At 63.2% G+C, this 12,757-nt stretch carries 12 protein-coding genes and 3 pseudogenes; 7 read left to right on the forward strand and 8 right to left on the reverse strand.

Annotated elements, in window-relative coordinates; all coding sequences use genetic code 11:
• Positions 1-1,189 precede the first annotated feature (1,189 nt).
• Complete coding sequence (locus ACZ6DL_RS34310; protein WP_466057449.1) at positions 1,190-2,011, forward strand: maleylpyruvate isomerase N-terminal domain-containing protein; 822 nt, start codon at positions 1,190-1,192, stop codon at positions 2,009-2,011.
• 109 nt (positions 2,012-2,120) lie between these two features.
• Entirely contained in the window at positions 2,121-3,638 is a 1,518-nt protein-coding gene (locus tag ACZ6DL_RS34315; RefSeq protein ID WP_466057450.1) for a GMC family oxidoreductase, read from the forward strand.
• Positions 3,639-4,016: 378 nt separating this feature from the next.
• Here ACZ6DL_RS34315 and ACZ6DL_RS34320 read toward each other — a convergent pair whose 3' ends face one another.
• Together ACZ6DL_RS34320 and ACZ6DL_RS34325 are read right to left on the reverse strand one after the other, a co-directional pair.
• Entirely contained in the window at positions 4,017-4,577 is a 561-nt protein-coding gene (locus tag ACZ6DL_RS34320; RefSeq protein WP_466057452.1) for a TetR/AcrR family transcriptional regulator, read from the reverse strand.
• 384 nt (positions 4,578-4,961) lie between these two features.
• Positions 4,962-5,250 (reverse strand): annotated as a pseudogene (locus tag ACZ6DL_RS34325) (acyl-CoA dehydrogenase family protein); the annotation flags it as partial.
• Between the two features lie 373 nt (positions 5,251-5,623).
• On the opposite strand from ACZ6DL_RS34325, the gene ACZ6DL_RS34330 reads away from it, so the two are divergent.
• Positions 5,624-5,815 carry a ferredoxin gene (locus ACZ6DL_RS34330; protein ID WP_466057454.1) on the forward strand — a complete coding sequence of 64 codons (192 nt, stop codon included), beginning with the start codon at positions 5,624-5,626 and terminating at the stop codon, positions 5,813-5,815.
• A gap of 18 nt (positions 5,816-5,833) precedes the next feature.
• Here ACZ6DL_RS34330 and ACZ6DL_RS34335 read toward each other — a convergent pair whose 3' ends face one another.
• A complete protein-coding gene (locus ACZ6DL_RS34335) occupies positions 5,834-6,463 on the reverse strand; it encodes a TetR/AcrR family transcriptional regulator (protein WP_466057455.1) in 630 nt (209 codons plus the stop codon).
• Between the two features lie 121 nt (positions 6,464-6,584).
• Between ACZ6DL_RS34335 and ACZ6DL_RS34340 the strand changes: the two genes are divergently transcribed.
• From ACZ6DL_RS34340 to ACZ6DL_RS34355, 4 genes are read left to right on the forward strand one after another with little or no spacing between them, the layout of a single operon-like run.
• A complete protein-coding gene (locus ACZ6DL_RS34340) occupies positions 6,585-7,058 on the forward strand; it encodes a MaoC family dehydratase (RefSeq protein WP_466057457.1) in 474 nt (157 codons plus the stop codon).
• A 5-nt stretch (positions 7,059-7,063) separates the two neighbouring features.
• Complete coding sequence (locus ACZ6DL_RS34345; RefSeq protein WP_466057459.1) at positions 7,064-7,657, forward strand: cytochrome c oxidase subunit 3 family protein; 594 nt, start codon at positions 7,064-7,066, stop codon at positions 7,655-7,657.
• 2 nt (positions 7,658-7,659) lie between these two features.
• Positions 7,660-7,947, forward strand: coding sequence for a cytochrome C oxidase subunit IV family protein (locus tag ACZ6DL_RS34350; protein WP_466057461.1), 288 nt, complete (start codon positions 7,660-7,662; stop codon positions 7,945-7,947).
• Complete coding sequence (locus ACZ6DL_RS34355; protein ID WP_466057463.1) at positions 7,911-8,294, forward strand: hypothetical protein; 384 nt, start codon at positions 7,911-7,913, stop codon at positions 8,292-8,294. Before ACZ6DL_RS34350 ends, ACZ6DL_RS34355 begins: the two co-directional genes overlap by 37 nt.
• Before the next feature lie 5 nt (positions 8,295-8,299).
• On the opposite strand, the pseudogene ACZ6DL_RS34360 reads toward ACZ6DL_RS34355, so the two are convergent.
• From ACZ6DL_RS34360 to ACZ6DL_RS34380, 5 genes and pseudogenes are all read right to left on the reverse strand, one after another.
• Positions 8,300-9,234: pseudogene (locus tag ACZ6DL_RS34360) on the reverse strand (IS481 family transposase).
• Between the two features lie 130 nt (positions 9,235-9,364).
• On the reverse strand, positions 9,365-10,090 hold the full coding sequence (locus ACZ6DL_RS34365) for a hypothetical protein (protein WP_466057465.1): 726 nt from the start codon (positions 10,088-10,090) through the stop codon (positions 9,365-9,367).
• Positions 10,091-10,134: 44 nt separating this feature from the next.
• Positions 10,135-10,380, reverse strand: a complete 246-nt coding sequence (locus ACZ6DL_RS34370; RefSeq protein WP_466057467.1) for a hypothetical protein — start codon at positions 10,378-10,380, stop codon at positions 10,135-10,137.
• Positions 10,381-10,870: 490 nt separating this feature from the next.
• Positions 10,871-11,105 (reverse strand): annotated as a pseudogene (locus ACZ6DL_RS34375) (IS701 family transposase); the annotation flags it as partial.
• 525 nt (positions 11,106-11,630) lie between these two features.
• Positions 11,631-12,755 carry an Rv3169 family protein gene (locus ACZ6DL_RS34380; protein WP_466057468.1) on the reverse strand — a complete coding sequence of 375 codons (1,125 nt, stop codon included), beginning with the start codon at positions 12,753-12,755 and terminating at the stop codon, positions 11,631-11,633.
• Between the last annotated feature and the right edge of the window lie 2 nt (positions 12,756-12,757).

The following is a 12,757-nucleotide window of genomic DNA, read 5'->3' on the forward strand; positions in this document are numbered from 1 at the left end:
TCACACGGCCGCAACCGGCTGTCATGACGGACCGATGTGTGATCTGTGCTGCATCTCGCACGAGACTAACATAAGCGAACTTATGCCAGCAAGGCCGCTGGTCGAGATCTTCTATGCCGGCCCGATCCTGGGATGCAGACCGGTCGGTCATGCGGGATAGGTGGGACGGGCGCGCCGACGGGAAGTCCGTGAGACGTGGGCATCACGCGATTCGAAGAAGATGGCTGGTCAGCCGGTTTCCGATGCTCGATTGGTTCGAGGCGCGGGGCGCCGTGCGTGAGGCTATTCTGCTCGTACGCGTGGGCCCGGAGAAGCTCGGTGGCAGGCAAGTGCCGGTCTCTGATGCCGATTCCGCCGCCGACCGATCAGCAGACGTCCTCCGAAGTAAATTTTATTCTGTGTCGACCGAATTCACCGTGACTGGTGGTCGCGTTCGGGCCGCCTGGAAAGCGAAGTGTGCGGCGATTTTCTCGATCTCACGCTGGAGCAGTTCCCACCGAGATCGGGGTGATTTGGTGTAGTGGCACCAGTCTACCGGCCGATGCCACCAAACCGGCCGAGGTGAGAAGCAGTGTGCATGGGCCTCATGTCATTGAGGAATTTATTTTAGATTCTTCACGCGGCGTCGACACGCTAACTTCTGGCAGTGCCGGTGTCAATCGTCGGCGTGCCGATGGTCTGATCCTGCGTGGTACGGGATGTCGGTTCCGGACGTCGGCGCCGACTCGAAAGGGCTCGGCGGACTCTGCCGGCGCGAAGTCCTGACTGCGACAGGGTGAGCCTCGCATGCGCGTTCCGCGCGGCACTCGCCTGAGGGTGAACCGTGGCGTCGGTGCTCATACTGCCCGTTGGCGGACGTGGATCCATTGTTGACACTTACGGCCACCACGCGTCCTGAGCTGCGGCAGGTCAGATCCTCGCTCCTGCGGTCGGCGGGGTCATCGGGATTCGGAAGTAGCCGGGGCTCCTGCCGCCTACGGCTCGACGCTTGTGCGCGCAGTGCCGGCGCGAGCTACGCGGCCTGTAGCTGCGGTGGATAGGGGCTGGCCCGTTGAGTCGTTCCGCCCGGTCATTCCAACTTCAACTCTCCTGATTGATTGCACGCCCCCAGTCCTTGGCGTCGCGGCGATGTTGCTCTGTTGACTCTCTGCAATGTCGAATCTATATTCAAAAATACGACGCGTATGACATGCGCGATCTTCGCGGCATGCTGAGCGAAAGGGCTGCGATGCGGTGGGACCGGGCAGGTGCGCTACAACGAGAGCGCGCGGAGATGGTGCGATTCTGCCGGGAGCTTGATGAATCCGAGTGGCGGACCGCGAGTCGTGCGACCGGTTGGCGCGTGCAGGATGTGATGGCACACCTGTCGTCCGGATGTCGCTCCATGTTCAGCCCCGGCTTACTGAGGATCATGCGGAGCAAGGACATCGAGAGGACCAACGACTGGTTCGTGGATCAGCGCCGCAGCTGGGGTCCGTTGCAAACCTTCCGCGAGTACGAGCGATGGAGCGCGGGGGTGGTCACGTTGGCGAAGGCACTGAACCACCTGCCCGCAGACCGCGTACATCTACCGCTGGCCGAGCTCGGCTGGTTCCCCGCCGGGCTCCTGGTAGGTGGGGCGATGGTGTTCGATCACCACACGCACCTACGACATGACATCGCCCCCGCGCTGTCTCGACCGGTTCCGAAAACGGACGCTGGCCGGATGGCGACGGTTCTCGAATGGATGTTCGCTGTCCTTGGCAATCAACTGCGATCGGACGAGCCGGACTGGCTGACGCAGACGATCGTCATCGAACTCGAAGGGCCGGGGGGCAGCAGTCGGAGCGTGTCTCCCGGAGCTGCGATAGCCCCGGGCCAGGTCAGGGGAGCCGCGGCAACGATCAGTGGACTCGCCACGGACTTTCCCGAGTGGGCGACACGGCGCGCTTGCTGGCGCGACCGCGATGTGCGGATCTCGGGCGACGCGGAATACGCAGCCTACTTCCTCGACTGGGTGAACGTGATTTGAGTATCGGCCGAGTATGACTACGTCGTCGGCGCCGACTCGGCTGGCTGCGCTGGCTCGTCGAGTCGGAGAACGGACAGAAGGACGGCGGCGGCATGGGAGTGAGCGCATCATGACGGACAAGAACCTCGTGGACTACGTGGTCGTCGGTGCCGGTTCTGCGGGCTCGATCGTCGCGGCACGACTGGCATCCGCGGGTGCGAGCGTGATCGTGGTCGAAGCAGGTGGTACCGATCTGCGGCCGGATGTTTCTCTACCCCTCGGAATCGTCACGCTCTACGCGACTGCCAACTGGAAGTATCCGACGGCACCCGATCCGAGCAAGGGGCGTGAAGGAGACGGCTTCGCGGCCGGCCGAATCGTCGGCGGCAGCGGATCGATCAACGCCATGGTCTACGCACGTGGGCGGCGTTCGGACTACGACGGCTGGGCTTCTGCTGGGAACCATGGGTGGTCGTACGATGAGGTGTTGCCGCATTTCAAAGCCACCGAGACCTGGGTGGGGGGCCCTGACGACTACCGGGGTGCGGACGGACCTGTTCAGGTTTCCTGGTGTGGACATCACCATGAGATCGATGACGCTTTCATTCAGGCCGCGACCGACGCCGGCCATTACCTCAATCCAGACCAGAACGGCCGTACTCAATTGGGTGTCGCACGCAGCCAGGTCAACCAGCACCGAGGGTTTCGTTCCTCGTCTGCGAAGGGGTTCCTCCGTAGCCTTCCGCGTGATCGGCGCCCAACCGTCCTCACCAAGACGTCGGTGTCCCGGATTCTTTTCGAAGGTGGCCGTGCCGTTGGCGTTGAAGCTGGAGGCCGCGTGCTGCGTGCCCGCCAGGAGGTAGTGCTCGGTGCCGGTGCGATCGGGACACCCGCACTGCTGCTCGAGTCCGGCGTCGGACCGGGTGGCTCGCTTGTCGATCTCCCGGGTGTCGGCGAGAACTTTCAGGACCACCTCGTCTCTGCCCAGTATTGGGAGTCGAAGGTTCCGACCATCAACACGCTAGGCCCGGTCGGCGCGGTCAAGGCGGTCGCGTCGTTGGTCGCCCGCGGGACAGGCCCGCTTACAACTACGCCCTTTGAAGCTCAGTTGATCACCGACGACTTCCAGATCGCCGTCACGCCGGTGCGTTACTCGCTCGACAGGATCACCGGGCGGGCGAAGCTCGAAAGAGTTGACGGGTTCACGGTGTACACCGTGCTCATGCATCCCGAGGGGCGCGGGCGTGTCCGCCTGTATGGCGGCCGGCCTCGCGTCGAGTTCGAACGCCTGGCCAACGGCGACGACGTGCGGAAGCTGCTAGAAGGATCTGGGCTTGCGCGGGATCTGATCGACTCCCAGTCGGCGATGCGCGGTGTTGCCGGGCGCTACCTCAGCGAGAAAGACGGCGCCACGGGCGCCGCGTGGCTGGCCGCGCAAGAGGACAGCATCTACCACGCGGTGGGAACCTGTCGCATGGGCATGGACGATGATGCCGTTGTCGACCCGCAACTGCGAGTTCACGGCGTCGACGGGCTGCGGATCGTCGACGCCTCGGTGATGCCGACCTTGACGTCTGGCAACACCAACGCGCCGACGATGATGATCGCCCACCGGGCGGCCGACCTGATCCTGCGCGGCACGGCTTGACGCGCCACGACGAGACGGTCTCTCGCCGACTCGTCGGCGGCAGTGCCGTCGAACCATCGAAGCTTGCTCACCGTTGACTCCTCGCTGGGCTCCGACGGGACTGGTGGTCTTGCGGATTCGCACCGCGGATCAACACGGGCGAGAAGTGCCGGACTTCTGGGGCTGCGCCGTGCGCAAGCTTCTCGGGCCTTTCCCCTAATCCGGCCACAGTGGTGGGATGGCACGCCTGTGACCATCGCGGGCCCATGCACGAGGGCGACACACTGCGCACTGCGACACGGTTGAAGAGGTGGCTCCGACCGGCACCGGAGCCCATCTGGCGCACCGGCGCTCGGAAGTGTTCGCGGAGGCCGTGAATAGGAACGCGAACGCGCCGTCCTAGATTGGCGCTACGTGGCGCTGTTCGCGTGACTTCTCCTTGAGTTCGTCCAGCAGGCGGCGCAACACCCATTCGAGCGCCGCGGGATCCTCGCCGGAGTCCAGCTCCTGGTATCCGGCGAGGAGATAGAGCCCCCAGCGCGCATGGTTCAGCGAATCCTGCTCGTCCTTCAGGATCGCTCGGGTGGCGTGGACGACCACGCCCATGCGCTGGGAGTCCACGGCGTCCTGGACCACCCGAACGTCCGGGTCGACCTTGCTCCACACCCGGATCGCGGCTTCCGCGCGATGGGGGAGTTCCAGTGCGAACTGCAGGAGAGTATCGAGTTGGTCGACCGGATCCTGATGCTGTTGCGCCAGCGTCACCAGCTCGGTCGTCCGGGCCGTGCGCCAGTGCTCCAGCAGCTGCGACGTGAAGTCGTGCCAGTTGTCGAAATAGTGATAGAAGGACCCTGTCGTCACTCGCAGCCGCTTGCACAACGCCGCCTGTTTGAGCGCGCTGTACCCCTGCTCCGAGAGCAGCTCGAACGCGGTGTCGAAGTAGTCCTGCTTGATGGCCATGGATCTCCGTCATGGTGGCTTCGGTCGTTGACGACCTTGTGTACAGCAAGTTTGCCCCACCCTTGTGCATAAGTCGACTTATGCTTACGATACTGACATTGCCTATGAAGCGCGCCACAGGACTCGCGCATGCCTTCGTCAACGCCGGGGTATGGTCCGACCGGCGCGGCGCCAATGCTGGACGGCGGGGCGCCGTACTATGCCACCTACGAGACCGCCGACGGCCGTCAAATGGCGGTAGGAGCGATCGAGGGCAAGTTCTACGCTGAACTGCTGACACGACTGGGTATCGATGAAGATCCAGATCGCAGTGCGTGGCCGGTCGTGACAAGATCTCCGGCGCCGTCGCGACCCGGACCATGGCGCAGTGGTGCGAGATCATTCATCGCCGTCACGGACCGCGATGGTGCGCGTTCCGCGCAGATCGCTGCCCGCGCCGGGCTCGGTCGTGATCGAGCAGGTAGTGCAGGACAAGATCGTCCTGCAGGCTGATCGTGAGATTGAAGGACAAGGCGTTGATGCGAGATACTTCCTCGCAGACCACCATTCGATACCGGTAGTCGTGCACGTCCGAACCGCCGTACTGCTCACCGATCTCGAGTGCGTACAGCCCGGCCGCTGCCGCCTTCTTGTAGACGGCTCGATCGATCCACCGATCCTGGTCCCACTTGTACAGTGTCGAACGGGCTACTGCTCAGGGTAGGCCGTCGGGTCGCGGCGGGTTCGCGTGGCCCGGGCTCGCTGCTGTGAACGATGGATTGCGCGGTGGTAGCCAGATTGTCGAGCGAAGTCGGACAACCTTAGTTAGATCTCCAGGTGTGCCGCGACCGCGGCGTCGATCAGCGTGATCACCGTGCTTTCGGGGCACGCTGAGGTGATCGCCGCCGTGCTCATTGGTGATGCGGTGATGCGGATGGCTCCTCCCCTATTGACCGAGTGGGAAATCTAATTTATCTTCAATTCAAAAGGTAGGCAAACCCGAGGTTGGAACCGGCACCTGGTGCGCGGCGGAAACCTCGGTCCCAATCTCGACAGAGGAGGCAGTGATGAAGGTCGTCGTCGATCGGAGCAAGTGCACAGGTCTGGGCATCTGTGAGTCGCTTGCCCCGTTGTTCTTCGAGGTCGACGACAGCGGCGAACTCATTCAGCTCAAGGAGGATATCGCCGACGACGAGCTCGCCGCCGTCGAGGAGTCCGTGCAAGGATGCCCGACCGAGGCGCTGCGGATCGTTCGCTGATCTGTCAGGGCGATGTACTCAGGCGGACTCGGCTACGGCCTTGGTTGTCGACTTCCGCGGCGCCCGCCGGCGTCGCGGCGGTGACATGAGTGGCCCGGCCTCGGGCGTCCACCACTCCGCAGCCCAGTTCAATGCACCGAGAATCAGCATGCGGGCGGTGCTGAGATCGAGATGGCCCGGAAGGTCGCCGGCGTCCGCCGCATCCTGGAACAGCTGCTTCCACAGGCGGCCGTATGCGCTCTCCTCGGCGAGCTGCCGAGCGCGGATCGTTTCGGGTACCTGTGCGGCATTGCGGATGGAAGCCGTTGTGTAGTCCGAGATCTCGAGTTCGTGCCGAAGATGGGCTTCCGCCGCGACCGTGATCCGATCGAGCGGCGGGGTTGATGTCGGCAGGTTATCCAGGATCGCCGAAACGTGCTCGTGCATATCGGCGATCCCCGACCACATCACCTCTTCGATCGGGTCGTCGCGAGAGGGGGAGTGGTAGTAGATGGCGGGCGTCTGCAGGGCGGCGAGCTGGGCTACCTCGGACAAGCGCGTGCCCGCATAGCCCTTGCGGCTGAGTATGTGTGCCGCTGCGTCGAGGATGCGCGTGCGAGTGCGGGCCGACTTCGATTCCGCACTCTCGTCGGTGACCGGTTGTGCCATGTCGGTGTCTCCGATCCTCGGCTGCCTCCCGGTTTCGCGACCGCGGACCGGTGTGCTGCGGGATTGACATATCCCTCATTCAAATCTATTTTAAATTCAAAGTGTGGTGAGGAGTGCTGACTTGCGAGTTCTCGCAGACATCGAGGAGTTCGCCGCCGCTGCGGGGACGTCCCTGGGAACCACCGAGTGGGTTGAACTCGATCAGAATCGGATCGACACCTTCGCGGATGCGACCAGCGATCACCAGTGGATACACGTCGATCCGGAACGTGCGGCCGACGGGCCGTTCAAGGGCACGATCGCGCACGGACTACTGACCCTGTCGCTGCTGCCGGTCCTGAACCATCAGCTCTACTCCATCGAAAAGCTCTCGATGGCAGTCAATTACGGCTTCGGGAAGGTGCGGTTCATCTCGCCCGTTCCGGTGAACTCACGGGTGCGGGCCACCGCCACCCCCGATGCGGTGGACCAGGTTCCCGGCGGCATTCAGGCGAAGATGATCACCACCGTCGAAGTCCGCAAGTACGCCGGCGCTGCCTTCGGTGATTTCGCCTGCGGCAACGGCGCCGGACATCGCATCCGCGGAATCTTCTGATCATCATGTCGACGACAACCGAGCAGCCGCGGACCGACATCGAGGGGAGACGCCGCACCCCGGGCGAAGAAGGGATATGGGTCTTCATCTTCGGTGACATGATAATGTTCGCCGTCCTGTTTATCACCTTCCTGTACTACCGTTCCAAGAATCCGCGCTTGTTCGCCGATGCGCAGGGCGAGTTGAATCAGAACTTCGGTGCGACTAATACCGTTGTGCTGCTTGCTAGTTCGCTATTCTTGGTGCTCGCAGTGCGGGCTGTGCGAATGAGATCGGCCTGGGCGCCTCCGCTCGTCGCCGCCGCACTCGTGTGCGGATTGATCTTCTCTGTGCTCAAGATCGTGGAGTACGTGAGCAAGGTTCATCACGGCATCACGCCCGCGACGAACAACTTCTTCACGTTCTACTACGTGATGACCGGGCTGCACTGGTTCCACTTGATTATCGGAATGGCAGTGTTGTCGGCATTGTTGATCCTGGCCCGACGGCCGAAACTGAGTGCCTCTCAGTATGCATTCTTCGAGGGCGGTGCCTGTTTCTGGCACATGGTCGATCTACTGTGGATCGTCTTGTTCCCCCTGTTGTATCTGGTGAGGTAGGAATGACGACATTGGGAGCAATCGCGCGGACCCGTGCCACCCTGATCTGGCTGGCGCTGGTCTCGGCAACAGTGGCATCCTGGTGGCTGGGAACCGAGGTGGGAAATCGTGCCGGTGGGAGCCATCGAACTGAGAGCGTCGTGATCATTCTGATGGCGTTTGTGAAGGTGCGATTCGTCGGTTTGTACTTCATGGAATTGCGGAATGCGCCATTGGTATTGCGCTACTTGTTCGAGGCGTACTGCCTGGTGGTATGCGCCGTTGTCGTGGGCATGTTCCTAACGGCATAGCCGATTCGATTCTCACCCTTATCCAGATCGACTGCGCGATCTCGACGACGGCACTCGGCGTTTTGATGCTGATGATCTGGGCTCTCGCCGCCTACCGCCCTGCCGAGCTGGTCCCGGACTTGATACGTAGGCTGCACGACCTCGGCCGGTTCATCTTCCTCATCTATTGGGCGCCGGTCGCCATCTGGGTCTGGGCGCTCGACCTGGCTATTCTTCTCGACTACAATCCCGACCCTGTCTTTCCGCGGTGGACCGCATGGCTCAATTTCTGGGTCGGTTTCGCGTTCTTCCCGGCCGGATTGATCGTCTTCTTCAAGACCGGTTCATTTGCCTTAATGGGGCCTTAGCTGTGCTACTGACGATGGCCGTTGACAGTGTGGGCCTGGGTCTTCTGTAGCAGCCTCTCATAGGGTGTCTGCCCTGCGAGGCCGCCGTGTGGGCGGTGGAAGTTGTAGTAGTCCTCCCATTCCTTGAGCTTGTCGTTGAACAACCCGGTGTCGTCGATGACGACACCGTCGAGGAGGCGGTAGAACTCTTCGGCGTCGATGCGGTGGGAGCGCTCCACCTTGCCGTTGAGGCGTGGGGTTGCCGGTTTGATGTAGGTGTGGCCGATGCCCTGGTCGATCACGTGCCAGTGGAAGGCCGACTGGAACTCCGCACCATTGTCGGTCTGGATCTTCTCGACCTGGAACGGCAGCCGGGAGAGGACGTAGTCCAGGAACTGGATCGCGGTCTTCTGGTCCGAGCGGGGATACACGCGCAGCACCCGCAGCCGGGTGCAATCATCGATGGCGGTGTACTGGTAGAAGCGCTTGCGCCGCCCGGCCGCGGTGGCGATCGGTTCGATGAACTTCACATCGATCTGCACATGGTGGCCGGGGCGCTGCTTCTCGTAGCGCTTCCAGCGCTGCTTGTGGCGTTTGTAGCGCTGCGAGGCCGGCAGCCGGTTCATGTTCAGCCGCTTCAGATTCGCCATACCGTGGACTGGCTGATCGACACATCGTGGTAGCGCTGCAGATACATCGTGATCTTCATCGGACCGAAGTGGTAGTGCTGGCGCAAGTGGATGATCTTGGTGACCACCTCGGGTTCTGTGACGGTCGGGCAGTGCAGCGGAGCGCTGGAGCGATCCTTGAGCCCGTCGAGCCCTTCGTCCTCGTAGCGGCGCTTCCATCGGTAGAAGATGTTGCGGCTGATGCCGTAGTAGCGGCAGGTCGCGGCCACGTTGCCGCTGACCTCCTCGGCATGCCGAAGCACCGCCAGGCGCGGGTTCGCTCGCCGGACCAGATCCTTCTCACTCCATACAAGTTCGGGCACGGGACTCCTTCGTATCAGGAGCCCACAGTGTCAACAACCTCCGTCAGTTTTAGACCTAGTGGCTACGCTGGGGCGTCCGCGCCTGATGGTCTACAGGAGGTCACTCGAGCTCGGCCCGCGCCGCGCGCCAGACGGCCCAGATCAGCACCATGACGTAGGCGCCGAAGACCGCGAAGGGCACCCAGAAGACGAAGATCCCCTGGTAGGCGAACGGCCCGCTCTTGAAGAACGCGAGCATGCTGCCCGGCGCGAACGTCAGCGCACACCAGGCGCAGAAATAGCCGACCCACCGGGGATACGGAGACCGGCCGGCGAGCGTCGCGGCTGAAATGGCGAGGGCTTGAACGATGAACGGAACCGTCGTATAGAAGGCCGTGATCCAGCCGATGTCGTGCAGGGTTTGCGTGAGTGCCGGGTCGCGCTCGGGGCGAAAGGTCGCGGCGACGAGCAGCATCGTCGGGAGCAGCAGCAGCGTCCATGCCACGCCGCCGCCGAGCGCAGCTAGTCGTGAGAGCGATGACGGGCTGCCGTCGGCCCGCTTGATCTGGGCGCTGACGGCGATCACCAGCGTCCCCCACCCCGCCCAGCCGACGAATGAGATCAGCAGGCCGAGTCGGATGGCCGTCGTGTTGTCGGCGTAAAACTCGGCGATCCTCTCCTGCGACCAGTCGGCCCGTGGCGGCGGCATGTAGCCCGCGATCACGAAGAAGCCCGCTGCGACCAGAAGCATGCCGGCGAGCGCGATTCCCGCAAACGCGATCTGGACCTTCGCCTCGAATGCCGTGTCGGAATCAACGGCCCTTGTCGCTCGCATTGTCGGTTCCACATCGGACAGTATGGCCGATGTGGTCTGACATTTCTAGTATGTATTCAAATTTGGCCGCCCCCGTCCGACGCGCTTCGTACGGTGAGGAGGGCGGACAACCGCGGCGACGCCGCCGCGATCGTCTCCACCCGGCTCGAGTTGTCGGCGGTTTCGATCAGCGCCTCCACCGAGATCGGGAAACCGCCATCGACATCGGCCTCGACACCGTCCTGCAGGCGCTCGACGAACTTCAGGTCACCGGCGGACTCGACCTTCGGCGCACATGGAGCTCGCGGGACCGCCGACCCCACCACGGCCTCGATATCGAGGTGGCACCACCGTTGCGGGGCGCGTTTACCCGCACGGCAATGGCCGGGAGGCAGTCGAATTCGCCCCAGGCGACCGTATCCAGCAGCGGGCGGGCTCGGGCCCTGTCCGCGGGCGCCACCGCCTCCTCGGGGTCGATGACCACCTGGTCGGCTCCTGCCGTCATCGCCTTGACGACCTTACGTTCGTCGCCGCCGGGGCACGCAGAGAACCGATCTGCGCGGCGGACGTCCCGTCATACATCCGTCCTTCATAGTTTTTAATTTTTGTTAAACTTCATCGATACTTGTCGGAGTTCAACGAGGAGTCAACAGTCGAGGGCCTTCTTGATCCACAACCGCAGAGTTTCATGATTAGTGCTTTGTTAGGTGTGGGGTGGTTGTGTTCGGGTGGGTAGGGGTTGGTGGCAGGTGGGGCAGTGTCCGGTCCAGGTGGCGAGGAGGTGTTGGAGCCGGCGCAGGACGGCGTAGAGGGTCAGGCCTGCGCAGGGCCTTTTGGGGTGAGGCGCAGCTGGGTGCAGATGGCTTGGGCGATGGAGGCGAGGGTGACGTGGCGGTGCCAGCCCAGCCAGGACCGTCCTTTAGTGGTCCAACCCGAGGCCGTCTTTGAGTTCGCGGTAGTCGTGTTCCATGCGCCAGCGGAATTTCGCCAGCCACACCAGGTTCCGTAGCGGGATCGTGGCGGGGAGGGTCGAAAGCCAGTAGCCAGTAGCCGGTGGGCTCGGGTGCTCCGGTCAGCGGCGATAACCACGAAAATGCCACGGCGGCAGGCACATTCAACTCACACGCCGCGACATTGTGCCGTCACGGCGGCGTCGCCACCGAATATGGGACAGAGCCCGGAGTCCGGTGTAAATCGGTGGGCGCAGGTCCCGTTTTCGCTGGGTGATGTTACGCCGTGGCGTCCTAGGTCGACCGTCTCATGCAGAAGTATGCGCTCCATGTCCTACAGCGTGGACGAGGCGAATCATCGAGGAACCGGACTCGGCTCAGCCTGCGCTGACCTTGGGTGAACTCGATGCGCTCCGGCCCGGCGGATTCCTGTGCACCCTGCGGAGGCGTGCTGGCCGGAGCATGGACTTGCCGACAGCGGTGAGGTGGGCGGGCAGTGTGCCGCCGATCCGGGAGGGCGCGGACGACCCTTCATGTGACAGTCTCGCGGCGACAGCGTTGAGCACGCTCGGGGATGAGGTGGTCGGGACCGGTCCGTGACCGGCTCCCGATCGTTCGAGTGGTCAGTGAGGTCGGATCCCTGGCGGGGCGCCGTCGAGGTAGTCGGCGAAGCCGTAACGATAGTGAGGTCCGAGCAAGACTTGTTCGAGGACGCCGAGGCCCTGCTTGCCGCGCCAGGATGCTCGAACGACCTGCTGGATGTGAATGTTCTCCGGCCGCATCGGATCGGTGGTGCCTTCGGGGTAGGACTCGCCGCCGACGGCATGTTCACCGTGCCAGTTGCCGTGGCCCCAGACGGGGTGCCCGTAGCCGATTCCTTTCATCTGGAATGTCATCAACGGTTCGAGGCGGATGTCCTCGGTCTGACCGTCGAGGGTGCGGACGGTCAGGCGGGCAGCGCGGGCACGGCGTTGACCGGGGATCCAATCGATGTGGTGGTCGATCTGTGCGAACTGTGTTGGTTCGGTTCCGGGGCCGAAGACCGGGGCGTCCGGCCCGGTCTTCGGGACGACGAAACCGTCCTGTGCCCAACGGGACCCGTCGGGGTTCTCGAAGACGAGGAAATGAAGGCACTCGTCGTCGAAATGAATGGGTGACCACAAGAAGAGCACCTCGGGCGGGTCCTGCGTGGCGCCGCCGGTCGAACTGTGAATGGTGCGCGCTCCCCACGATCGATCTTTGGTCGCGTGCACGCCCGCGCCGAGGTCGACGGAGTAGCCGTCGACTTCGAGGCTGCCGGTCCACGTACCCCATTGGGTCGCCCGGGTGGTGTCCATGAACAGACGCGCTCCGTCGTAACAGATCTGGCGGCTTTCCTCGACGACGGCCGTGTGAGCGGTATAGGTGAGATCTGCGATCAAGCCGTGATCCGGGGCGTCGACAATCACTCGATTGACTCGCATCGGTTCGACGATCTCGATTCGGATGGGCCCCATGTGGGTGTCGACGGGGTCGCGGTTGATGCGTCCGCTGGCGAACACCGAGCGCTGCACGCCACCGTGCACGACCGAGAATGCGCCGTCCATGATCTGGCGGTTGGGGTAGGAGCAGAACGCCACCCCGAAGATGAGATCGTCACGGAATCCGTTGAACCAGAAGCGGTCATAGTGATGAGGGTTGCCATAGCCGGGTTGTCCGAGCGGTAGTGGCGTCTGGTGGATGGGGTAGTCGTCGAAGGGAATGAGCATGG

Source organism: Nocardia sp. NPDC041819 (assembly GCF_055590505.1).